This window comes from Niveispirillum sp. FG156 (genome assembly GCF_057809555.1).
This window is the reverse complement of record NZ_JBMDKE010000011.1, coordinates 59,046-80,802: the sequence shown is the minus strand read 5'-3', so window position 1 is coordinate 80,802 and position 21,757 is coordinate 59,046. Positions and strand designations below refer to the sequence as shown.

At 64.1% G+C, this 21,757-nt stretch carries 21 protein-coding genes; 10 read left to right on the top strand and 11 right to left on the bottom strand.

The window, feature by feature from the left end; genetic code table 11:
* Window positions 1-94 precede the first annotated feature (94 nt).
* Together ACODSP_RS09020 and rho are read right to left on the bottom strand one after the other, a co-directional pair.
* Complete coding sequence (locus ACODSP_RS09020) at window positions 95-298, bottom strand: hypothetical protein (protein WP_488965278.1); 204 nt, start codon at window positions 296-298, stop codon at window positions 95-97.
* Between the two features lie 446 nt (window positions 299-744).
* Entirely contained in the window at window positions 745-2,013 is a 1,269-nt protein-coding gene (gene rho / locus ACODSP_RS09015) for a transcription termination factor Rho (protein ID WP_054168533.1), read from the bottom strand.
* A 531-nt stretch (window positions 2,014-2,544) separates the two neighbouring features.
* On the opposite strand from rho, the gene ACODSP_RS09010 reads away from it, so the two are divergent.
* The 3 genes from ACODSP_RS09010 to ACODSP_RS09000 all read left to right on the top strand — a co-directional run bounded on the left by ACODSP_RS09010 (window position 2,545) and on the right by ACODSP_RS09000 (window position 4,348).
* Complete coding sequence (locus tag ACODSP_RS09010) at window positions 2,545-3,165, top strand: response regulator (protein ID WP_054168488.1); 621 nt, start codon at window positions 2,545-2,547, stop codon at window positions 3,163-3,165.
* Window positions 3,155-3,676: a hypothetical protein gene (locus ACODSP_RS09005; protein ID WP_488965277.1), complete on the top strand. Its 522-nt coding sequence runs from the start codon at window positions 3,155-3,157 to the stop codon at window positions 3,674-3,676. The genes ACODSP_RS09010 and ACODSP_RS09005 overlap by 11 nt, the downstream gene beginning before the upstream one ends.
* Before the next feature lie 348 nt (window positions 3,677-4,024).
* Window positions 4,025-4,348: a hypothetical protein gene (locus tag ACODSP_RS09000; protein ID WP_488965276.1), complete on the top strand. Its 324-nt coding sequence runs from the start codon at window positions 4,025-4,027 to the stop codon at window positions 4,346-4,348.
* Between the two features lie 123 nt (window positions 4,349-4,471).
* Here ACODSP_RS09000 and ACODSP_RS08995 read toward each other — a convergent pair whose 3' ends face one another.
* A complete protein-coding gene (locus tag ACODSP_RS08995) occupies window positions 4,472-5,269 on the bottom strand; it encodes a polyphosphate kinase 2 family protein (RefSeq protein ID WP_488965275.1) in 798 nt (265 codons plus the stop codon).
* 205 nt (window positions 5,270-5,474) lie between these two features.
* Here ACODSP_RS08995 and ACODSP_RS08990 point away from each other — a divergent pair, with 205 nt between their 5' ends.
* Window positions 5,475-7,658, top strand: a complete 2,184-nt coding sequence (locus tag ACODSP_RS08990; RefSeq protein WP_488965274.1) for a M3 family metallopeptidase — start codon at window positions 5,475-5,477, stop codon at window positions 7,656-7,658.
* 199 nt (window positions 7,659-7,857) lie between these two features.
* Here ACODSP_RS08990 and ACODSP_RS08985 read toward each other — a convergent pair whose 3' ends face one another.
* The 4 genes from ACODSP_RS08985 to ACODSP_RS08970 all read right to left on the bottom strand — a co-directional run bounded on the left by ACODSP_RS08985 (window position 7,858) and on the right by ACODSP_RS08970 (window position 11,352).
* Window positions 7,858-9,261: a DegQ family serine endoprotease gene (locus ACODSP_RS08985; RefSeq protein WP_488965273.1), complete on the bottom strand. Its 1,404-nt coding sequence runs from the start codon at window positions 9,259-9,261 to the stop codon at window positions 7,858-7,860.
* A gap of 30 nt (window positions 9,262-9,291) precedes the next feature.
* Entirely contained in the window at window positions 9,292-9,552 is a 261-nt protein-coding gene (locus ACODSP_RS08980; RefSeq protein WP_488965272.1) for a hypothetical protein, read from the bottom strand.
* A gap of 231 nt (window positions 9,553-9,783) precedes the next feature.
* A complete protein-coding gene (locus ACODSP_RS08975; protein ID WP_488965271.1) occupies window positions 9,784-10,788 on the bottom strand; it encodes a 2-dehydropantoate 2-reductase in 1,005 nt (334 codons plus the stop codon).
* Between the two features lie 6 nt (window positions 10,789-10,794).
* On the bottom strand, window positions 10,795-11,352 hold the full coding sequence (locus ACODSP_RS08970; protein WP_488965270.1) for an Mpo1 family 2-hydroxy fatty acid dioxygenase: 558 nt from the start codon (window positions 11,350-11,352) through the stop codon (window positions 10,795-10,797).
* 111 nt (window positions 11,353-11,463) lie between these two features.
* Here ACODSP_RS08970 and ACODSP_RS08965 point away from each other — a divergent pair, with 111 nt between their 5' ends.
* Complete coding sequence (locus ACODSP_RS08965) at window positions 11,464-12,096, top strand: TetR/AcrR family transcriptional regulator (protein ID WP_488965269.1); 633 nt, start codon at window positions 11,464-11,466, stop codon at window positions 12,094-12,096.
* Window positions 12,097-12,109: 13 nt separating this feature from the next.
* On the opposite strand, the gene ACODSP_RS08960 is transcribed toward ACODSP_RS08965, so the two are convergent.
* The 3 genes from ACODSP_RS08960 to ACODSP_RS08950 all read right to left on the bottom strand — a co-directional run bounded on the left by ACODSP_RS08960 (window position 12,110) and on the right by ACODSP_RS08950 (window position 17,343).
* The gene (locus tag ACODSP_RS08960; protein WP_488965268.1) at window positions 12,110-13,702 is read right to left on the bottom strand and encodes a peptide ABC transporter substrate-binding protein; all 1,593 of its coding nucleotides are present in this window, start codon (window positions 13,700-13,702) and stop codon (window positions 12,110-12,112) included.
* A gap of 287 nt (window positions 13,703-13,989) precedes the next feature.
* Window positions 13,990-15,603 carry a peptide ABC transporter substrate-binding protein gene (locus ACODSP_RS08955; protein WP_488965267.1) on the bottom strand — a complete coding sequence of 538 codons (1,614 nt, stop codon included), beginning with the start codon at window positions 15,601-15,603 and terminating at the stop codon, window positions 13,990-13,992.
* 129 nt (window positions 15,604-15,732) lie between these two features.
* Window positions 15,733-17,343 carry a peptide ABC transporter substrate-binding protein gene (locus ACODSP_RS08950; protein WP_488965266.1) on the bottom strand — a complete coding sequence of 537 codons (1,611 nt, stop codon included), beginning with the start codon at window positions 17,341-17,343 and terminating at the stop codon, window positions 15,733-15,735.
* Between the two features lie 435 nt (window positions 17,344-17,778).
* Here ACODSP_RS08950 and ACODSP_RS08945 point away from each other — a divergent pair, with 435 nt between their 5' ends.
* On the top strand, window positions 17,779-18,282 hold the full coding sequence (locus ACODSP_RS08945; RefSeq protein WP_488965265.1) for a helix-turn-helix domain-containing protein: 504 nt from the start codon (window positions 17,779-17,781) through the stop codon (window positions 18,280-18,282).
* Between the two features lie 193 nt (window positions 18,283-18,475).
* On the opposite strand, the gene ACODSP_RS08940 is transcribed toward ACODSP_RS08945, so the two are convergent.
* Window positions 18,476-18,844 (bottom strand): VOC family protein, encoded by a 369-nt coding sequence (locus ACODSP_RS08940; RefSeq protein ID WP_488965264.1) that lies wholly within the window; start codon window positions 18,842-18,844, stop codon window positions 18,476-18,478.
* Between the two features lie 230 nt (window positions 18,845-19,074).
* Here ACODSP_RS08940 and leuD point away from each other — a divergent pair, with 230 nt between their 5' ends.
* The 4 genes from leuD (at window position 19,075) to ACODSP_RS08920 (ending at window position 21,755) form a co-directional block, all read left to right on the top strand.
* Window positions 19,075-19,686, top strand: coding sequence for a 3-isopropylmalate dehydratase small subunit (leuD, locus tag ACODSP_RS08935; RefSeq protein ID WP_488965263.1), 612 nt, complete (start codon window positions 19,075-19,077; stop codon window positions 19,684-19,686).
* Between the two features lie 125 nt (window positions 19,687-19,811).
* Entirely contained in the window at window positions 19,812-20,924 is a 1,113-nt protein-coding gene (gene leuB / locus ACODSP_RS08930; RefSeq protein WP_488965262.1) for a 3-isopropylmalate dehydrogenase, read from the top strand.
* A 10-nt stretch (window positions 20,925-20,934) separates the two neighbouring features.
* Complete coding sequence (locus ACODSP_RS08925) at window positions 20,935-21,432, top strand: GNAT family N-acetyltransferase (protein ID WP_488965261.1); 498 nt, start codon at window positions 20,935-20,937, stop codon at window positions 21,430-21,432.
* A 59-nt stretch (window positions 21,433-21,491) separates the two neighbouring features.
* The gene (locus ACODSP_RS08920) at window positions 21,492-21,755 is read left to right on the top strand and encodes a hypothetical protein (protein ID WP_488965260.1); all 264 of its coding nucleotides are present in this window, start codon (window positions 21,492-21,494) and stop codon (window positions 21,753-21,755) included.
* Window positions 21,756-21,757: the final 2 nt, after the last annotated feature.

Sequence of the window (21,757 nt, the reverse complement as noted above, 5' to 3'; positions counted from 1 at the left end):
CGGCATTGCAATCTCACAATTGCATATGGCACGGGGGCAGCGGCAGTTCAATCGGACGGGCGATCCCCCCGTCCGTCATATCGGGTGCAAAAGGTCAGGCCGCCGATATGGCCGCACCAACGGGACCGCAATCATTGCTGGCGATCCGGCCCGCCGTGACGCGGACGATGCGCAGCACATCCTCCGGCATCACCCCGTCGCGATCCATCAGCAGCAGAGCGATGGGATCGGACAGAAGCTCACCAAGGCTGGCCTCGCCAAGCAGGGTGTCATCAAGCATCAAATCATTGTTTTCCATAGGCGTCCTCCTGTCCGGGCCCCTTGAGGGCCTGCATACGCGGTTCCACGAGGCAACGATGTGATCATGCGCCGGTTCCATGACATTTCAATGGCGGGATGATCAATTTCACCCATCCTATCCATTTGCGTGGCGGGGCGCCGTGATGGCGGTCACGCGGCCTATGAAAAGGTCTATGGCTTCGGATGGAGGGCCCGGCGTTTTCGGCGCTGTGCAACGCTGTGAAACATAAAAACGGGGTGTGTTTCAGTGAGCGCTGATCGGGTGTTGATGGCGCCAAGCATAGCAGAAAGGGCGGACGGCGTCAGCAGATAGGGGGGACGGGATCATGGTTGCAGGTCAGGTCGAGGGCAGGAGCTGAGGATTTTCGTCCCCGACGCAACCCATGAAAAAGGCCGCCCCGGTTGCCCGGTGGCGGCCCTTTCCAAACCCGGGGCGAGCGCCCCTTACTGGTTCATGCTGTCGAAGAAATCGTTGTTGGTCTTCGACTGCTTCAGCTTGTCGACCAGGAACTCGACCGCGTCCTGCGGACCCATCGGGTTCAGGATGCGGCGCAGAATCCACATCTTGGCCATCGCACCCTTGTCGACCAGCAGGTCTTCCTTGCGGGTGCCCGACTTCTGGATGTCGAGCGCCGGGAAGATGCGCTTGTCGGACAGCTTGCGGTCCAGGACAATCTCGCTGTTGCCAGTGCCCTTGAACTCTTCGAAGATCACTTCGTCCATGCGGCTGCCGGTATCGATCAGGGCGGTCGCGATGATGGTCAGCGAGCCGCCTTCCTCGATATTGCGGGCGGCACCGAAGAAGCGCTTCGGGCGCTGCAGGGCGTTGGCGTCCACACCACCGGTCAGCACCTTGCCCGACGAGGGAACGACGGTGTTATAGGCGCGGCCCAGGCGGGTGATGCTGTCCAGCAGGATGACGACATCACGCTTGTGCTCCACCAGACGCTTGGCCTTTTCCAGGACCATCTCCGTCACCTGCACATGGCGGGTGGCGGGTTCGTCGAAGGTGGAGGACACGACCTCACCGCGCACGGAGCGGGCCATGTCGGTCACTTCTTCCGGACGCTCATCGATCAGCAGGACGATCAGATAGACTTCCGGGTGGTTGGTGGCGATGGAATGGGCGATGTTCTGCAGCATCACCGTCTTACCGGTGCGCGGCGGCGCCACGATCAGGGCGCGCTGGCCCTTGCCCAGGGGGGCGACAAGGTCGATGACGCGGGTGGTCATGTCCTTGCGGCCCTTGCCGGTATTATCGACCTCCACCTCCAGCTTCAGCCGTTCATCCGGGTAAAGCGGGGTCAGGTTGTCGAAATTGATGCGGTGGCGCACCTTGTCCGGATGGTCGAAATTGATCGTGTTGACCTTCAGCAGCGCGAAATAGCGCTCCCCATCCTTGGGCGCCCGGATCTGACCCTCCACCGTGTCGCCGGTGCGCAGGCCGAAGCGCTTCACCTGGGACGGGGAGATATAGATATCGTCGGGGCCGGGCAGATAGTTGGCTTCCGGGCTGCGCAGGAAGCCGAACCCATCGGGCAGCACCTCCAGCACGCCTTCGCCATAGATCGGCACGTCATTGTCGGCCAGCTGCTTCAGGATGGCGAACATCATGTCCTGCTTGCGCAGGGTGCCGGCATTCTCGATCTGCAGCTCTTCGGCAAAGGCGAGCAGCTCGGCGGGGGTTTTGGCCTTGAGTTCCTGGAGATTCATCGGATCTGGCTGTCGGTCGGCCGTGGGGCCGGTTGCGGGAACGGGGGCGGCACCCCCATGGATGCGCCCCGATTGGGGCGGGATCACGGCCAAGGTTCGGCGACGGAATCGGAACCAGGGGCCGGAAGTACGGGACTTCGCTTTGGACGAATGACCTGAAAATGGATGGGGGCGGCGGGTGAAGCAGAGGGACGGTCGGGAAACCAACCCCGGTAATGACCCTTGCCGAAGGCGGTCCGGGTAGAACCTGCTTTCGGCGATTCGCGCCGGTCCACCCTGCGGCAGTCCGGAAAGGACGGGGATATGTCAAGACACCCCGGCGAACGGCATTACCTTTCACCTGTCCAAACCGTTATCGCAGCCGCGCGGCCAAGTCAAAGCAAAACATCATCGCCCCTTCACCCTGCCCATGCGGCCTAAGGTCATAGGCTAATGGCACCTATTCCGGTGGTGGCCCAAACAGGGGGCTATGCGCAATCGTCCGTTGCTGTAATATTGACCCGTTAACGTGAACTCCTTGGGCAGAAAAACATGCGCCTGCTGATTGCCGACGACCATGACCTGCTGCGTGATGCCCTGCGCTCGCATTTCGAGCGCGAGGCGCCGGGTACTTTCGTCCAGGGCGTGGGTACAGTGAGCGAGGCGTTGAAAGTCCTGGATGACGGGGCGCCGTTCGACATCCTGCTGCTGGACCTGCGCATGCCCGGCATGAACGGGCTGAACGGTCTTGTCCGCCTGCGCGAACGCTACCCGTCGCTGAAGATCGCCCTGATGTCGGGCGAGGCCAAGAACGAGGATATCCGTCTGGCCATGGCCCATGGCGCCGTGGGCTTCCTGCCCAAGACGCTGCCGGGGTCCATCCTGTTGCAGGCCGTGCAGCGCATGGCGGCGGGCGAAACCTTCATGCCCGACAATCTGGCCGAAAGCGCCATGGCGTCGGACGGCAACGCGCTCAACAGCACCTTCACACGGCGCGAGCGTGAGGTGCTGGACTTCCTGCTGAAGGGACAGTCCAACAAGGAGATCGCCCGCGCGCTGGACCTTGAGGAGGTGACGGTGAAGCTGCATATCCGGGGCCTGTGCCGGAAGCTGGGCGCCAAGAACCGTACGCAGGCCGCCATGCGCGCCGTGGAGCTGGGCCTTGCCCGCTGATGACGCGCAAACCCCCGCGCTGGAGGCCAATGGCCTGCCGCGCGGGCTGCGCCACGACCTTGTCAATGCGCTGAACGCCCTGCTGGGCTTCGCCTCCTTCCTGGAGGCTGACCTGCCCGACGGGCCGCAGCGTGATTTCGCCCGCCAGATCCAGAAGGCAGGCCGTCAGGCCATGGAACTGGCCGAACGCATCCCGTCCAGCCGGCGTGAGGCGGCGGTGCGGGTGCTGATGGTGTCGGCCTCCGAAGATGCCGATGCCCTGATCCTGGAACTGGATGGGTATGGGTGCGAGGTGACGCTGGTCCCCACCCCGTCACGCGCGGTACAGGTGCTACGCAAGGCCGCCAGTTCCTGGGACGTGATCCTGGCTGACCAGCCGGGCCCCGCCGATCATGCCGGCCTGGCCGCTGCCGCCGACGGCATGGCGATTGTGCCGCGCGATGCCGAAAGCACGGCAACCACCCTGGCCGTCGCCCTGCGTGGTGCGGGCGGCGTGGTTAGGGTCTGTTGAAATTTAACAGACTGTCTGTCCAACCCATTGAAATTTATAGATCGCCTCCCCGGCGAAGGCCGGGGCCCAGGGGCCAAGGGCATTAACATTTCCACCTGCCTTGCTGTCCGCGGCACCAGTGTTGGGCGCTTGACCCCCTGGGCCCCGGCCTTCGCCGGGGAGGCGGATAGGCTCAAGCTGCGGATGCAGCGCCGGCATTTTCCGCGCGCGTGCCTAAGTTAGGTGCAGATGCTTTTCATGTGAAATACGCACTGTCGCACCCTGTTCTTTCATGCGACTCTCTGAGGGAGGCATGGCGGTTATGGCCGCTATCCTCGTCTCTATCGCGACCCTCCATCGGGTGTCCGCATGTCCGCCAAAGCCTGTACCCTTACCCTGACCGCCCTGCTGCTGGCCGGGCCAGCCCTTGCGGGTCCCTGCACCCTGCCGCGTATCGATGGCGGCATCCAGAGCGGCCATGCCGACCGCATCGACAGCGACCGCAATGCGCTGTTGAGCTATGAGGCCTGTCTGGCGGAGCAGGAGGAACTGGAGACAGCCTTCAACAATCCCGCCGCCGGGCGCACCGCGTTACAGCGGGAAGCCGCCGCCAATCTGCGCCGGACCCTGGACGCCTGGCAGCGCACCCGCCGCGCCGCCGATGCCACGCCGTTGGACAAGAAGGGCTCGTAACGCCTTTTCCCATGTTCCCTCGGGCGCCGGGCGCCGCCATCCGGCGGCTTGGGCATCACGCCGCACGCGCGGCGCGGCGGCAGTCGCCGCCGTATGGCGGGTCAGAAATCTTGACCGGCCATATCAAGCCAGCAGCTTCTCCATCGCCTTCTTCACCGCCGGGTCAAGCGGCGGTGGCGTCACGTCCACGCCCGACGCCAGGGCATCCACGACATGGCGCAGCACGGCCACGCGGGCATGCCATTTGGCATCGGCGGGCACGGCGACCCAGGGCGCCTGATCCGTGCTGGTGCGCGCGAACATCTCGTCGATGGCCTCCTCATACGCAGGCCGCCGGTCGCGGTTGCGCAGGTCCTCCGCCGTCAGTTTCCAGCGCTTATAGGGATTGTTCAGCCGCTCCTTGAACCGGTCCAACTGTTCCTCGGGCGACAGGTGCAGGAACAGCTTGATGATGCGCACGCCATCATCGGCCAGCAGCCGCTCGAACTCGTTGATCTCATCATAGGCGCGGCGCCATTCATTGGGCTTGGCGAAGCCTTCGACCCGTTCCACCAGCACGCGCCCATACCAGGACCGGTCGAAAATGGCGAAGGTGCCGGGTTCGGGAAGACGCTGCCAGAAGCGCCACAGATAGTGCCGGCCCTGTTCGGCCGCCGTAGGCGCGGCGATGGGCCAGACATGGGCGCCGCGGGGGTCCAGGTTCTCTGTCAGGCGGCGGATGGCCCCGCCCTTGCCCGCGGCGTCCCAGCCCTCGAACACGATCACGGCCCGGCGCTTGCCATGCCAGTAGGCCTGCTGCACATGCAGGATATTCTCCTGCAATTTTTCCAGTTCCTTTTGATAGGCCCCCTTGTCGGCATAGCGATGGGCCTTCATGTCAAGGTCGGCCAGACGGGGAACGGGTGTATGTGCGGCGGTCATGGCGGGTCCGGTGATAGGGGCGGAAGGGCAGTGTAAACGAGCCTTTCATACCGCCGCCAGCCCTCGGGCTGACATGATCCGCGACAATTTCGGCGAAGATGATGGTTCATTGTAACGGAAATGTTTCGCCTCTTGTCAGGTGCGGCGCGATGCCCGACCCATGACGGTTCGGACAATCCCTCAATAAGAAATAAGGGGACAGGCAGTGAAAGCGGTATTGAAGAACGGGGCTTCGGCCCTGATCCTGGCCATGGCAGGCACATGCATGCCGATGATGGCGCAGGCGGCGGAAGCGCCCATGCAGGTGGCGCAGGCGGAGACCAAGGTGACCAGCGACAATCCCTTCTTCCATCCCTGGAACACGCGGTTCGGCGTTCCGCCCTATGACGCCATCAAGCCGGAGCATTTCAAGCCGGCCTATGAGAAGGCGATGGCTGACCATCTGGCGGAGATCAAGGCGATCACCGACAATAAGGACGCCCCCACCTTCGCCAACACCATCGACGCCCTGGAAAAGAGCGGCACCATGCTGGGCAATGTGTCCCGCGTGTTCAGCAGCCTGACCGCGTCCAACACCAATGATCAGCTCCAGAAGATCCAGCGCGAAATGGCGCCGGTCATGGCGGCGCATGGCAATGCCATCAACCTGAATGCCGCCCTGTTCGCGCGCATCGACACGCTGTATGCCAAGCGCGACAGCCTGAAACTGTCCAAGGAACAGGCCCGCGTCCTTGAGCGCTATTACATCGATTTCGTGCGCGCCGGCGCCAAGCTGGAGGGCAAGGACCGCGACCGGATGGCCGCCATCCTGCAGCGTCTGGCCGTCCTGTCCACGCAGTTCAGCCAGAATGTCCTGGCCGATGAAAAGGAATACAAGCTGGTCCTGACCAGCCAGGAAGAACTGGTCGGCCTGCCGGAATTCGTGCGCGCCGCCGCCGCCCAGGCCGCGAAGGAGCGCGGGGATGAGGGCAAGTATGTCATCACCCTGTCGCGTTCCTCGATCGAGCCGTTCCTGACCTTCTCCGCCGACCGTGCCCTGCGGGAAAAGGCCTGGAAGGCCTGGACCGCGCGCGGTGACAATGGCGATGCCCAGGACAACAACGCCGCCATCAAGGAGATCGTGCAGCTGCGGATCGAGCGCGCGAACCTGTTGGGCTACAAGACCTTTGCCGAATACAAGCTGGCCGACACGATGGCCAAGAACCCGCAGGCCGTCAGCGATCTGCTGATGCAGGTCTGGGAACCGGCCAAGGTGCGCGCGGCGGAGGAAAAGGACGATCTGGCCAAGATGGCGGCAAGCGAGGGCCAGAACATCCAGATCGAACCCTGGGACTGGTATTACTACGCCGAGAAGGTGCGCAAGGCGAAGTACGACCTGAACGAGGAAGAGATCAAGCCGTACTTCCAGCTCGATAAGATGATGGAAGCGGTGTTCTTCACGGCCAATCAGCTGTTCGGCGTGACCTTCACCGAGCTGAAGGACGTGCCGCGCTATCACCCCGACGTGAAGGTGTATGAGGTCAAGGACAAGAAGGGTCAGCACGTCGCCGTCTTCTACAGCGACAATTTCGCAAGGCCCTCCAAGCGTTCCGGCGCCTGGATGTCGTCCTTGCGCGAACAGGAGAAGCTGTCGGGCAAGGTGACGCCCATCGTCATGAACAACAACAATTTCGCGAAGGGGGCCGAGGGCCAGCCGACGTTGCTGTCGTTTGATGACGCCACCACCCTGTTCCATGAATTCGGCCATGGCCTGCATGGCATGCTGTCGGATGTCACCTATCCGCAGCTGTCGGGCACGTCGGTGCTACGCGACTTCGTGGAATTCCCCAGCCAGATCCTGGAACATTGGATCGCGCAGCCGGAGATTCTGCAGCGCTTCGCCGTGCATTACAAGACGGGCGAGCCGATCCCCAAGGCCCTGCTGGACAAGATCCTGGCGGCGCAGACCTTCAACCAGGGCTTTGCCACCGTCTCCTATACCTCGTCCGCCCTGGTCGATCTGGCCTATCACAGCCTGACCGACGCCAAGGACCTGGACCCGGACAAGTTCGAGCGCGATGAGCTGGCCAAGCTGGGCATGCCGAAGGAAATCGTCATGCGCCACCGCAGCCCGCACTTCACGCACGTCTTCTCCGGCGATGGCTATTCCGCCGGCTATTACAGCTATATGTGGGCGGAAGTGCTGGACGCCGACGGGTTCGACGCCTTCAAGGAAGCCGGCAACATCTTCGATCCGAAGCTGGCCCAGAAACTGTACCAGGAAGTGTACAGCGCCGGCGGTTCCAAGGACCCGATGGAGGCCTATGTCGCCTTCCGGGGCCGCGCACCCAAGGTTGACGCCCTGCTGCGCAACCGGGGCCTGCTGGGCACCGGTTCCCGCGTGAACTGATACCGTCGGAGTCCTTGATACTGACCCGTGCCGTAGGTCGTGGGTGAACGCGAGTGAACCCCGACGAACGACGGTGCCATTGATGTCGGGGTTCGCCTTCGGCTCACCCGCGACCTACAGCAAGCGGTCGTCAACAAGGGCTTCGGTGTGACATCCGTATGGTCAAAACCCCCGCCGGATCGCTCCGGCGGGGGTTTTCTTATCCACCAACCGTCGTCGTCAGCGTCTGATCCCCGCGCCGGACGGCGATGGTCCAGCGGCGGACCTGTCCGGCCAGGGCGGCATCCAGGTCACCCACCCGTTTCACCTCGGTATTGTTGACCGATAGGACGACATCGCCGGGGCGCAGGCCCAACGACGCGGCGGGCGATCCGCGCCCGACCTCCAGCACGACCACACCGCTGTCGGCCCCATCGAAGCGCAGTTCCTCCACCAGGGCCGGGTTCAGGTTGGCAACCTTGGCCCCCGTCAGGGGCGTGCGACCGGCCAGCGTGGTTTCCTGGCGCGGCGGGTCCTCCGGCGGGCCGATCAGGCGCAGGGACAGGTTCTGTTCCCGGCCATTGCGCAGAACGGTGACATTGGTGGTGCCGCCCACGCCCAGCGTCGCCACGCGGTAACGCATGCTGTCCGGGTCATCCACGGCCTTGCCATTGACGGCGGTGACCACGTCGCCCACCTTCAGCCCCGCCTGATCCGCCGGCCCGCCCTTGCGCACCTGATTGATCAGAACGCCGGCAGGCCGCGTCAGCCCCAGGGAGGCGGCGATGTCGCTGGTCACCGGCTGCCCGCCGGCCCCGATCCAGGGGCGGACCAGCTTGCCGCCATTGCGCACGGCATCCACGACGGTGCGGACCATGTTGGCCGGAATGGCAAAGCCGATGCCGATGGAGCCACCGGACCGGCTGTAGATGGCGGTATTGATCCCCACCAGCCGCCCATCCATGCTGATCAGCGCGCCACCGGAATTGCCGGGATTGATGGCGGCATCGGTCTGGATGAAGAAATTATAATCGGAAATACCGACAGCGGTGCGGGCCACGGCGGAGACGATACCGCTGGTGACCGTCTGGCCCACCCCGAACGGGTTGCCGATGGCCAGGACCAGATCGCCCACTTCCAGATTGTCGCTGTCATGCATCTCCAGCACGGGCAGCTTTTCCTTGCCCGGATCGATGCGCAGGACGGCCAGATCGACCTGTTCATCCGTGGTCACCAGCCGGGCCGCAAATTCGCGGCGGTCGGACAGGACGACCGTGATCTCGTCACTATCCTTGATGACATGGGCATTGGTGACGATCAGGCCATCGGCCCCCAGGATCACGCCCGAGCCCAGGCTGCTTTCCACCCGTTCGCGCGGAATGCCCGACAGGGCGTCACCGAAGAAGCGCTGGAACAGCGGGTCCTGCAACAGGGGGGAGATGCGCTGCTGCACCCGCCGCTTGGTGTAGATATTCACCACGGCGGGGCCGGCCTGTTTCACCAGGGGCGCGAAGGACAGGGTGATATCGGCCCGGTTGACGGGCACGGCACGGTCCTGCGCCAGCACGGGCAAGGGGGCCGCCAGCAGCAGGCCCGCCAGGCAGGAGATGACAAGCTTCTTCATGGGTACCGACTCCAGGAGACGGAAGCGGGGTCAGCAGCGGGCCTGGCAGCTCTGCAATTCGGCCTTGCAGGTCGCCCCCATGCCATAGTCGGTGCGACCGACCTGCGAGGTGTTGCCGGGGCTGGCCGACTGCTGGTCCATGCAGATATTGTTGTCGCGGTTGCATTGCGCAAGGCAGGCCCGGCGCGGGTCCAGACCTTCGCGCGCCTCGCGCTGGGCCGGGGCGGCCATGCAGCCGGCAAGGCTGGAAAGCGCCAGCAGGGCGGCGGCGATATGGCGGGCGTTCTTCATGATGATGCGACATCCAAGGGGAAACGTCCCCGCATCCTAGGCCGATCATCGGGAATGGCAATGGGATGGTTGTCGCGGGATGGGTTAAGAGCAGCTTGCGGTTACCGGAAGCGGCGGCGGCGGCGACTGCCACCGCGCCGCACGTGCGGCGTAAGCCAAGCTGCGGATGCAGCGCCGGCGATTGAGGAAAACAAAAGCGTAGAGCGCGTTTCCGCTCGGCGGAAATGCGCTCTACGCCACCGCCTCCGGCCTCAACCCCGGCGAACCGCCGCCCACCGCCTCCGCCGCACGGATCAGATCGCGCACACGGGCATTGACCGGCGCGGACAGGCCATGGCGGGCCGCCAGCGCGATCACGGCGCCTTGCAGCTGATCGATCTCCGTCGGGCGGCGGCGTTCCAGATCCTCCCACATGGAGGACCGGGCCAAGGGGTCGATCGACAGCATGCGCCGGGCCAGCACCCGGAACAGCGGATCAGGCAGGCGCAGGATATGGGGCAGCAGGCGCGGCGACACGGCGCCCAGCGTGGCCGGACGGATACCTGCGCGCCGCAACGCCGCCAGCCCTTCCAACTGCTGTGCCGCCAGCAGCCGGCGCCAGGGACGCGCGGCCAGCTGTTCGGCCAGCGGCAGGCCCGACAGGGCGTTCAGTGCATTGTTCAGGTTGATCAGCAGCTTACCCCACAGCACCCCATCCATGTCGGCGCTTTCAGCCACGGGCAGGCCCGGCACGTCCAGTTCCTGACGCAGACCGAAAAAGCCCGTGGCGATCATGATGGTGCCGCCGGTACCGCGATGGATGCGGCCATCAGGCAACTGCACGATGTTGAAGGGCACCATGCCGGCCACCACCCGTCCGGGTCCCAGCCTGTCGGCCAGGATGCCGGCATTGCCAACCCCATTCTGCAAGCTGACGACCCAGGCATCGGGTGGGGCATGGGTGGCGATCAGGTCGGCCATGGCGGCCGTGTCGGCGCATTTGACGGTAACCAGGATCAGGCCGGCATCTGCCATGGCCGCCGCCGGATCGGTATCCAGCCGCAGGCAGGGGCCGGGCAGCGCCTTGCGGTCCAGCCCGTCCAGATCACTGACCCGCAGGCCGCGTGCCCGCACCCGGTCCATCAGGGCCGGACGCCCCAGCAGGGTGACGGAACGTCCCTCCAGCGCCAGACAGCCACCGGCATAGGCACCGACACTGCCGGCGCCCGCGATCAGAATACGCCGCCCCTGCCCCATGGCGGATCAGCCCTGATGCGCCGGCAGGCCAAGGGCACCGGGACCGCCGATACCATCGGCCACCAGCCGTTCCACCTGTGCCTCCACTTCCCGGCGCAGGCCCAGGGCGAAATAGGCCTCGGCCACCAGGAACAGCGGGGCCACGAAGATTTGCAGCAGATTGGCCGTCAGGGCCGGCTTGTTGCCCTCAAACTTGTGGCCCAGCAACTGTACCGCCCAGCCGCCGATGAAGGTGACGGCCCCGATGATGGCGGCAATCTGTCCCGGCAAGGTGGTGACACGGTCCGCCAGCATCAGGAACGGCACCGACAGGGCCGCCAATGTGCCGCCGATCATGGGGTCCAGATAGACATAATAGGCGGCCAGAACCGCCATCAGGATCAGCGCCACACTGACCTGCGCTCCGCCCAGCGGCACCGGGATATAGGACAGGCCCAGCATCACCGCGAACACGATGGTCGGCACGCCGAAATAATGCGTCAGCCGGTTATGCGGGTGCCGGTGATAGGCCGAATAGAAAGCCATGCTGCGCGCCAGCCGCCCGACATTGTCCGTCTGTGCCATCCTGTCCTCCCGCTGTGTGTTTATAAAAACAGACCGATTGGTTTGTTTTTACATCGACCCGGCTTTTGTGGCAATGATGAAAACGGAAAAAGTTGAAGCGGGTGAAGGAACGTGGCGGAGCAGGCAAAGCCCGAACGGCGCAGCCAGGCGGCACGGCGCGAGGAGATGCGGGAGCGGCTGGCGGCGGCCACGCTGGACGCGCTGGCCGACCATGGCAATGCCGGGGCGTCGCTGTCGGTGATCCTGGAAAGGGCCGGCGTCTCACGCGGGGCCTGGGCCCATCATTTCGAGACGAAGGCAGAGATGCTGGCCCTGGCGGCGGAGGGTCTGCTGCTGGGCGCCGTGGCGTCGGCCCGCGCCCTGGGACCGGCACAGACGCCTGACCCTTCCCTGCCGCTGGAGGACAGGCTGTCCGCCATGATCGAGGCGGCATGGACCCGGTTCTACACAGGCCGCCACCGCGACCTGCTGTTCGAGGTGGCGATGGCGGCGCGCACCGACGCCGAACTGCGCGCCCGGCTGGCCCCGATCTTCTCGGGCTTCCTGGCCGCCATCGGCAGCAATTGGGGCATGTCGCTGCGCCCCGACGCGGACGATGTAACGGAAATGGCCGACCTGATGGTGCTGACCATCTACATGCTGCGCGGCATGGCCATGCAGGAACTGGCCGCCGGCCCCGCCCCAGGGCACGAAGCCCTGCGCCGCCTCTGGGTGCGGATGCTGGCGGGGTGGGTGGGGCGGTGAACGGAACCGAACCTCACCGCACCACCGACAAATACCGCGACAAATGCAGGTTGCGGATATTGTCCTGCCAGCCGCTGACGCGGGCCGATACCATGTGGGTGGTGACGTAGGTGTAGATGGGGATCACGGGGTGGTCGGCCAGCATCAGGGCCTCGGCCCGCTGCAACAGCTGCCGCCGTGCTGCCGGGTCCACTTCTGACGCGGCGGCGCGGACCAGGCGGTCATAGTCGGGATTGGAATAGCCGCTGTGATTCTGGCCCTTCACGTCCGACAGGAACAGGGACAGGAAGGAATAGGCGTCGTTGTAATCGCCGATCCAGCCGGCCCGCACCAGATCCTGGAACCTGCCCTCGGCCCGCGACTGCAACACCACCTTCCATTCCTGGTTGGTCATCTTGACCCGGATACCCAGCTTCTGCCGCCACATGCTGTCCAGCGCGATGGCGATCTTGCGGTGGTTCTCCGAGGTGTTGAACAGGATCTCCACCTCCAGCGGCTTGCCCCCCGGACCATATCCCGCCTTGGCCAGCAGTTCCTTGGCCTTAGCGTCGCGCTGTGCCTGTGTCCAGCGGGCCCATTCCGGCAGGGGGGCCACGTAATTCTCCGTGCCCGGCGGGGTGATCGTATAGGCGGGGATTTCGCCGGCCTGGGTGATCTTGTCCACGATCAACTGCCGGTCGATGGCCAGCGACAGGGCGGCGCGCAGGTCGGGGTTCGACTTCCACGGCTCGTTGCGCAGGTTGAAGCAGAACCAGTAGGTGGAGAAGAAGGGCGCCAGCCGCAGGTCGGCGGGCATGTTCTGCCGCACCCAGGCGATCTGCCCATCCGGCAGGTCATAGGTCACGTCCAGTTCGCCCGCGCGAAAGCGCTTCAGTTCGGACTCGCGGTTTTCCGTGGGATAGAAATAGACGGCGTCCAGCACGACCGTGGATGCTGCATGGAAATGCGGGTTGCGCACCAGCTTCACATGGCCCTGCGGCACCGCCTCGGCCAGCATGAAGGCGCCGTTGGAGACAAGGTTGCCGGGCTTGATGAAATCATCCCCGAACCGTTTCACATTGGCCTGCGACACGGCATAGGTGGCGTGATGCTGCAGCGAGGCCACGAAATAGGAGGTCGGCGCCTCCAGCGTGACACGCAGGGTCAGGTCATCCACCGCCTCCACGCCCATGGCACTGGCCGGCATGTCGCCCTTCGACACGGCCTCCGCGTTCTTCACGGGCCACAGGAAGAAGGCATAGCGGGAACGGGTGGCGGGCGAGACGAGCCGTCGCCAGGAGAAGACGAAATCCGAGGCCGTCACCTTCATCCCGTCCGACCATTTGCCATTGGGCCGCAGCTTGAAAATATAGGTCAGGCGGTCATCGCTGATGGTCCAGGACAGGGCGGCACCGGGAATGATGCGGCCTTGCGCATCCGCCGTGACCAGCCCTTCGAACAGGTCCATCGCGATCCAGCTTTCGCCCTCGCCGGTCGATTTATGCGGGTCCAGCGTTTCCGGCTCCGACCCGTTGCCACGGTGCAGCACCATCTCTGCCCGCGCCGGCGCCACCAGAAGGGTGACCAGCAACAGCAGGCAGGACACGCACGTCGCCAGGAACCGCACTGGACATTCTCCATTCCACCAAAGGGCCGAAACCCAGGATAGACGGCCCCGGAATGCGGGCAAGAAAAAACCCCAACCGTTGGCGCGGTCGGGGTTTCGCGGGAGGGCTACATTGATGGGTGTGCTTGAACAGTGTCATTCCCGCGAAAGCGGGAACCCAGCGTCGAGCGGCGATAGCCGCGATATGACTCATATCGGCGCTGACCGCGCCTTACGCTGGGTCCCCGCTTTCGCGGGGATGACGGTGGAGAGAGCAACAACCCGATTCCATCAAAACCTGACAAACCCTACGGCTTCAAATCCAGGAAGCGGGAGGGGTGCAAATCCTGGAGATTGTCGGTCCAGCCGATCAGCTTGGGGCTGACCATATGCTTGGAGCTGTAGAAATGGATCGGGAAGACGGCCACTTCCTCGATCATCAGGCGTTCAGCCTGCTGCAACAGGGCCGCGCGCTTGGCCGTATCCGCCGTTGTGTTGGCCTCTGCCATCAGCAGGTCGAACTGCGGGTCGGAGAAGGCGGACGGGTTCTGCTTGCCGATATCGCCGCGCACCAGTTCCAGGAAATTGTTGGCGTCGTTGTAATCGCCGATCCAGCCGTGGCGGGTGATGTCCTTGAACTTCTTCTCGTCACGCGTATTCAGGAACACCTTCCATTCCTGATTGTTCAAGGTCACCCTCACGCCCAGCTTCTGCTGCCACATGGCGGCAACGGCGATGGCCACCTTGCGATGGTTTTCCTGGGTATTGTACAGGACCTCGATCTCCAGCGGCTTGCCCCCCGGCCCGTAACCGGCCTTGGCGATCAGTTCCTTGGCCCTGGCATCGCGCTGAGCTTGCGTCCACTTGGCATAGTCGGGCAACTGCTGGGTATAGTTGGTGGTATCGGGTGGCACGAAGCTGTAGGCCGGGATTTCGCCGCGCTGGTTCACCTTGTCCACGATGATGTCGCGGTCGATGGCCAGGTTCAGGGCCAGACGCAGGTCCTTATTGGACTTCCACGGCTCCTTGGTCAGGTTCGGCGCATAGAAATAGGTGCCGAAATAGGGGGCGAGGTGCAATTCGCTCTTCAGGTTGTCACGCAGCCACTGCATCTGTGCCACCGGCACTTCATAGGCGATGTGCAGTTCGCCGGCACGATAGCGCTTCAGTTCGGCTTCCTGGTTTTCGGTCGGGTAGAAGAAGACCGTGTCGATCCTGGTATTGGCCGCGTCGTAATGGTGGGGGTTTCTCACCATCTTGATGTGGCTCTGCGGTACCGATTCCGCCAGCATATAGGCGCCGTTGGTGACCAGATTGCCGGGCTTCACGAACTCATTCCCGAACTTCTCCACATTCGCCTTGGACACGGCGTAGGTGGAGTGGTGGTGCAGCATCGACAGGAAGTACGGGGTGGGGGCGCCCAGCGTCACCTCAAACGTATAATCATCGACGGCGCGCACGCCCATCGTTTCCGGTGCCTTGCGACCGAGCGTGATGTCCTGCGCGTTCTTCACCTGCCACAGGAAATAGGCGTAATCGGCCATGGTCTTGGGATCGACCAGCCGGCGCCAGGAATAAACCCAGTCCTGCGCCGTCACCGGCGTGCCATCCGACCATTTGGCATTACGGCGCAGGTGGAAGGTGTAGACACGGCCATCGGCGCTGACATCCCATTTTTCGGCGGCACCGGGGATGAAATTGCCCTTGCCGTCGGGCACCAGCAGCCCGTCGAACAGGTCATATTGCAGCCAGCTTTCGGGCACGCCGCTGGATTTGGCGGGGTCGAGGGTTTCCGGCTCCGCGCCATTGCCCCGGTGCAGCACCTTTTCCGCCTGCGCCGGCAGCGCCGCCAGCCCCATGCCCGACACGAGCAGGGCCGTGGCGGCCACCAGACCGCGCATCTTCTTCCACAATGATGACATGCCCGATTATCTCCTGTTCCTTACATGGTGGGTTGCGAACCGCCTGTTTGCTCCGGGCCTGATTATTGTTGATGACCCGGTTGGGGGTACCCGCCACTGGTGACGGGCGCCCCTTATTAAAACCGCTTGTTAACGGTTGACCTCGATATAGCGCGTGGGCTGCACGCCCATCGGGCTTTCGAACCAGCCCTTGACGCGCGGATGCACCAGATTGCGGTAGGAGGTGTGGTAGATGGGGATCATCGGCGCATCGGCCAGCATCATCCCCTCCGCCTCCGTCACCAGGGCCAGACGCTTGGCCGGATCGGTGGTCAGGTTGGCCTCTTTCAGCTTGGCGTCATAGGCGGCGTTGGTATAGCCGGACCGGTTCATCTTGCCGACATCGGCCAGGAACAGCTTCAAGAACGTGTAGGGATCGGGGAAGTCCGCGATCCAGCCCAGCACGACCATGTTGGCGTAGGACTTCTCCCCGGCATTTTGCAGCACGACCTTCCATTCCTGATTATTCAGGCTGACCTTGGCGCCCAGCTTGGACTGCCACATGGAGGCGATGCCCACCGCAATCTTGCGGGTGCTTTCGTTGGTGTTGTGCAGGATCTCAACCGTGAAGGGCTTGGCCCCGGGACCATAGCCGGCCTCTGCCACCAGCTTCTTGGCCATGGCGTCGCGTTCGGCCTGGGTCGCCTTGGCCATGTTGGCGTCGGGCAGGGTGTAGCCGGGCACGCCCGGCGCCGTCAGCGTATAGGCCGGGACCTCACCGGACTTGGTGATCTTGTCCACGATGATCTGCCGGTCCACGGCCAGCGACAGGGCCTGACGCAGCTTGGGGTTAGAAGCCAGCGGTTCCTTGGTCATGTTGACGGCCAGATACTGCGTGCCCAGCACCGGATAGAATTTCATCACTTCCGGCATATTCTGCTTCAGCCAGTCGATCTGGGTGACCGGCGCCATCTGCACGATATCCAGCTCACCGGCGCGGAAGCGGCGCAGCTCGGTTTCCGGGCTGTCGGTGTGGTGGAAAACGACCGTGTCGACCTTCACGCTCTTGGCATCACGGAAGAACGGGTTCTTCACCGCCTTCACGAAGGATTGCGGCATATAGTCGGTCAGCTTGTAGGCGCCGTTGGAGACCAGATTGCCCGGCTTCACGAAATCGGCACCGAACTTTTCCACATTGGCCTTGGACACCGGATAGGTCATGCGGTGGACCAGCGAGGCCAGGAAATAGCCGGTGGGACGTTCCAGCGTCACCTTGAGGGTGCGCGGATTGACGGCCACCGCCCCCAGGCTGTCCGGCGCCAGCTTGCCATTGCTGATCGCCTCGCCATTCTTCACGGGCCACAGGAAATAGGCATAGTCGGATGCCGTCGCAAGATTGACCAGCCGGCGCCAGGAGAAGACGAAATCTTCTGCCGTCACCGCGGTGCCGTCCGACCATTTGGCGTCGGCGCGCAAGGTGAAGGTATAGGTCAGGCCATCGGGGCTGATCTCCCACTTTTCAGCCACGCCGGGGATGGTCTTACCATCGGGTCCGAAGGTCATCAGCCCTTCGAACAGGTCGTAGCCGATGCGGGCCGATTGCACGTCGGTACCCTTATGCGGGTCCAGCGAGGTCGGTTCCGCCTGGTTGCCGCGATTGAGGACCATTTCGGCAAAGACCGGCATGGCACCGGCGGCGAAAAGGGAAAAGGTGGCCATGGCCGCAATGGCGGCCGGCGCGATGCGACGCGCAAAACCCATGATGTAACTCCAACTGCACCGGTACATTGCCCCGCGTCTATGTGCGGTCTATGGGCCGCCATGTCCAGGGCTGTTACGGAGAAAATCCCGGCAAACAGGACCTTTCCCGGACCAATTCCAAGAACAGGCGGCCACCACGCGCCAACCCCTCAAAGGACATCGATATCACCCGCAGCCCGCCTGTTTTTCAGCAGCAGTGACGACGCGCACAGACCGGCCATGGATCGGACGGTTAATCATATGGTCAGGAGCCGGTTTCGGGGTTACCCTTTCATCCGCCGGTCTCTTTCAGTCCATTCCCGCCACGCCCGCCCCATCCCTGACCATCCCTGTCGATGATGACAGCATGGCCGGATTGGCGTCGGCCCGTGGCGATCCATGTTGATGAGCCAGCCTCGCGCCCATGCCGGTGCCGGTTCAGACAGGGGAGATGCCATGCCCGTTCCGCCGCCCGATTGCCTGCCCCCGCAATTCACCGCCTGCATCGCCGCCGAGACGGAAGGCGTGGAGGCCGTGCTGGCCCGCCGCAGCGGTACCGGCACCGATGCCGGCAACGCCCTGTCCGCGATGCAGCTGCGCCGCGTGCTGCTGTTCGTGGAACAGAATCTGGATGACGATCTGTCGCTGGCCACCCTGGCCGCCGTGGCGGGGTTGAGCGCCAGCCATTTCGCCCGCCGTTTCAAGGCGGCGCTGGGCGAGGCACCGCACCGCTATGTTCTGGCCCGCCGCGTGAACGGGGCCAAGCGCCTGCTGCTGGAAAGCGATCTGCCGCTGGCCGAGATCGCGGCGGAGACGGGGTTTTCATCCCAGGCGCATCTGACGGGCATTTTCGGCCGCACGGTCGGCATGACGCCCGGCGCCTATCGCACGCGGCGCAATGAATGCCTGGCCTTCCTGATGGCCGGCGGCGTCAAGGAACATTTGGGCAAGGCGGCGTAGGACAGGGGCCTGTTGAGTGAGATTGATCTCAACGTGATTATACCCGCCTCCCCGGCGGAGGCCGGGGCCCAGGGGCCAAGTGCCCGACGCCGGTGCTGCGAACAGCGAGGCAGATGGAAGGGTTTATGCTTGTGGCCCTGGGCCCCGGCCTCCGCCGGGGAGGCGATTTGCGAATCCCAACAGGCCTGTGCCATCACCCCGTAAACTCCGTGCCTGCCTCCACAAAGCAGAGCGGGTTGCCGAACGGGTCGCGACAATAGAAGCTGCGTTCGCCCCAGGGGCGGGTGTCGATCCCGCCCTCCATCACGGCACCCGCCGCGACCGCGCGGGCGTGGAAATCCTCCAGATCATGCACCGCGAAATAGACCGGCTGCGGCAGCGGCGGCACCGGCCCCTGATCGCCCTCGGCCTCTGCGTCGTAACAGGCCAGCACCATCTGACCCAGATCGAAATAATGCCGGCCCGCCGACACGCGCCGCCCGGCCTGCGCCAGCAGCGCACCATAGAAGCCAGCCGCATCATCGATGGCGGTGACGGGAAGGATGATACGGAACACACGCATGGCGCGACCCTCCGCTGAACCAGATATTTGGTCTTCCATTCAAGATAGGGTGCCCTTGGCCCTTCTGCCATCCCGACCATGGGTGAGGATCGGGAGAAAAAGGGTGGTGGTTTAAGTACTACGCAAGCATCTGTCGCAGGGCTGCCTTCCAGCGATCATGTATTGCGCGATGCGGCGGGCACATGGCAGAAAAGGGGCCGTTTCGTCCCCTTTGTCGTCGGGTAAGCCTCATGGAAAAGTTTGTTCAGCTCACCGGTGTTGCCGCCCCGTTGCGTCTGATGAATGTCGATACCGACATGATCATTCCCGCCGACTATCTGAAGACGATCAAGCGTACCGGCCTGGGCACCGGCCTGTTCGCCTCCCTGCGCCTGAAGGATGGCCAGGAGGTCGCGGATTTCGTGCTGAACAAGCCGGCCTACCGCCAGGCCAAGATCCTTGTCGCCGGCGATAATTTCGGCTGCGGCTCCTCGCGCGAACATGCGCCCTGGGCGCTGGCCGATTTCGGCATCCGCTGCATCATCGCGCCCAGCTTCGCCGACATCTTCTTCAATAACTGCTTCAAGAACGGCATCCTGCCGATCCGCATGCCGACCGAGGTGGTGGATCGTCTGATGGCCGCCGCCGATAATGGCGCCAACGCCACCTTCACCGTCGATCTGGAAGCACAGACCATCACCCTGCCCGACGGGGAGAAGATCGGCTTCGATGTGGAGCCGTTCCGTCGCCAGTGCCTGCTGAATGGCTGGGACGATATCGGCCTGACCCTGCGCGAGGCCGGGTCCATCGATGCGTTCGAAGCCAAGGCCAAGGATGGTCAGCCCTGGCTCTGGGCCTCCTGATCCACCTGTACCTTTGCGCCTTAGCCTAGTCGCGCCGCCCCTTGGCGGCGTGACCGGGAAGGTCTATGAATCCAGCCGCGGCGAAGACCCGCCGCCAATGCCAAGCAAACACACAGAGGTATTCCATGTCGAAGCGTTCGCTCCTTCTGCTGCCGGGCGACGGGATCGGTCCCGAGGTCATGCGTCAGGTCCGCCGCGTCATCGACTGGTATGCCCGCAAGCGCGGTATTGAGTTCGCGCTTGAGGAAGGTCTGGTCGGCGGCTGCTCCTACGACGCGCATGGCACGCCGCTCTCGGACGAGACCATGGCCCGCGCCCTGGCCGTGGACGCGGTCCTGTTGGCCGCCGTGGGTGGTCCGAAATGGGACAATCTGGGCTTCGACAAGCGTCCGGAAGCCGGATTGCTGCGCCTGCGCAAGGAAATGCAGCTGTTCGCCAACCTGCGCCCCGCCAAGGTGTTCGACGCCCTGGTCGACGCCTCCTCGCTGAAGCCGGATATCGTGCGCGGCCTGGACATCATGATCGTGCGCGAACTGACCGGCGGCGTGTACTTTGGTGAGCCGCGCGGCATCACCGACCTGCCGAACGGTGAACGCCGTGGCGTGAACACCCAGGTCTATGACACCCACGAAATCCATCGCGTCGCCCGCGTGGCCTTTGAGCTGGCGCGCAAGCGCGGCAACAAGGTCTGCTCGTCCGACAAGGGCAATGTCATGGAGTCGGGCCTGCTGTGGCGTCAGGAAGTGACCGCCCTGCACAAGGCCGAATACCAAGACGTGGAACTGTCGCACATGCTGGCCGATGCCGCCGCCATGCAGCTGGTGCGCAATCCCAAGCAGTTCGACGTGATCGTCACCGACAATCTGTTCGGCGACATCCTGTCGGACGAAGCCTCGATGCTGACCGGTTCCATTGGCATGCTGCCCAGCGCCTCGCTGGGTGCCACCGACGCCAATGGCAAGCGCAAGGCCCTGTATGAGCCGGTGCATGGTTCGGCCCCGGACATTGCCGGCCGTGATCTGGCCAACCCCATCGCCATGTTCCTGTCCTTCGCCATGGCCCTGCGCTGGTCCTTCGACCTGCAGGCCGAGGCGGACATCCTGGAAAATGCCGTGGAGAACGTGCTGAACACCGGCCTGCGCACCGGCGACATCATGCAGCCGGGCATGGCCAAGGTCTCGACCTCCGTCATGGCCGACAGCATCCTGCGCGAGATGGACAAGGTCGCCGCCGCCTGATCGCGGTCCCGTGATCAGCCAGCCTAAGAAACAGATCGGCGTCCGTCGGGCCACCCCGGCGGACGCCGATCTTGTTTGTGCCTTTGTCGCCGCCTTGTCGGCGGAAGAAGGCATGGAACCGCCCGCCCTGACCCCTACCTTGTTCCGGCGACAGGGGTTCGGGGAGGATGCGATGTTCCGCTGTCTGGTAGCCGAATGCGGGGACCGGATGGCCGGCATGGTCCTGCTGACCCCCGGTTATGACAGCCAGACGGCCACCGGCGGCATGATGCTGGAAAATATCTATGTCGAACCCGGTTCCCGCCGCCTGGGCGTGGGCCGCGCCCTGATGGCGGCGGCGGGGCGCATGGCACAGGATCAGGGCCTGTCCTGGATCTGCTGGCACGCGCGGCCCGCCAATGTCCGCGCCGGCCTGTTCTACCGTGCGCTGGGCGCCAGGGCGGAGAATGTCACCCTGCTGGGCATCGATGTGCGGCTGCTGGTCGGGGCCGGCATCAGCCGGTTGTGATTGCCCCCATCACCACACGCCATTATAATGGGCCTCGCTTTCAACAGATGGAGGTCGGCATGACAAAGCGGGCGTGGTTCGTCCCCAAAAGTCACGGTATCGGCTATTCCCCCGCCGGTTGGGAGGGGTGGTTCGCCACCGCAGCCTTCATCCTGATCCTTGTCGGCGGGGTAAAGGCCATCCAGTCCTTTGTCCCCATCCCGCCCGGCCCATGGCGTCCCGTCATCGTGCTGACCTGGGTGGCAATCAACGCCGGCATCTTCTTCATGATTGCGCGGTCCCGCACAGAGGGCGAGGTGCGCTGGCGGTGGGGCGGGAAGTAAGC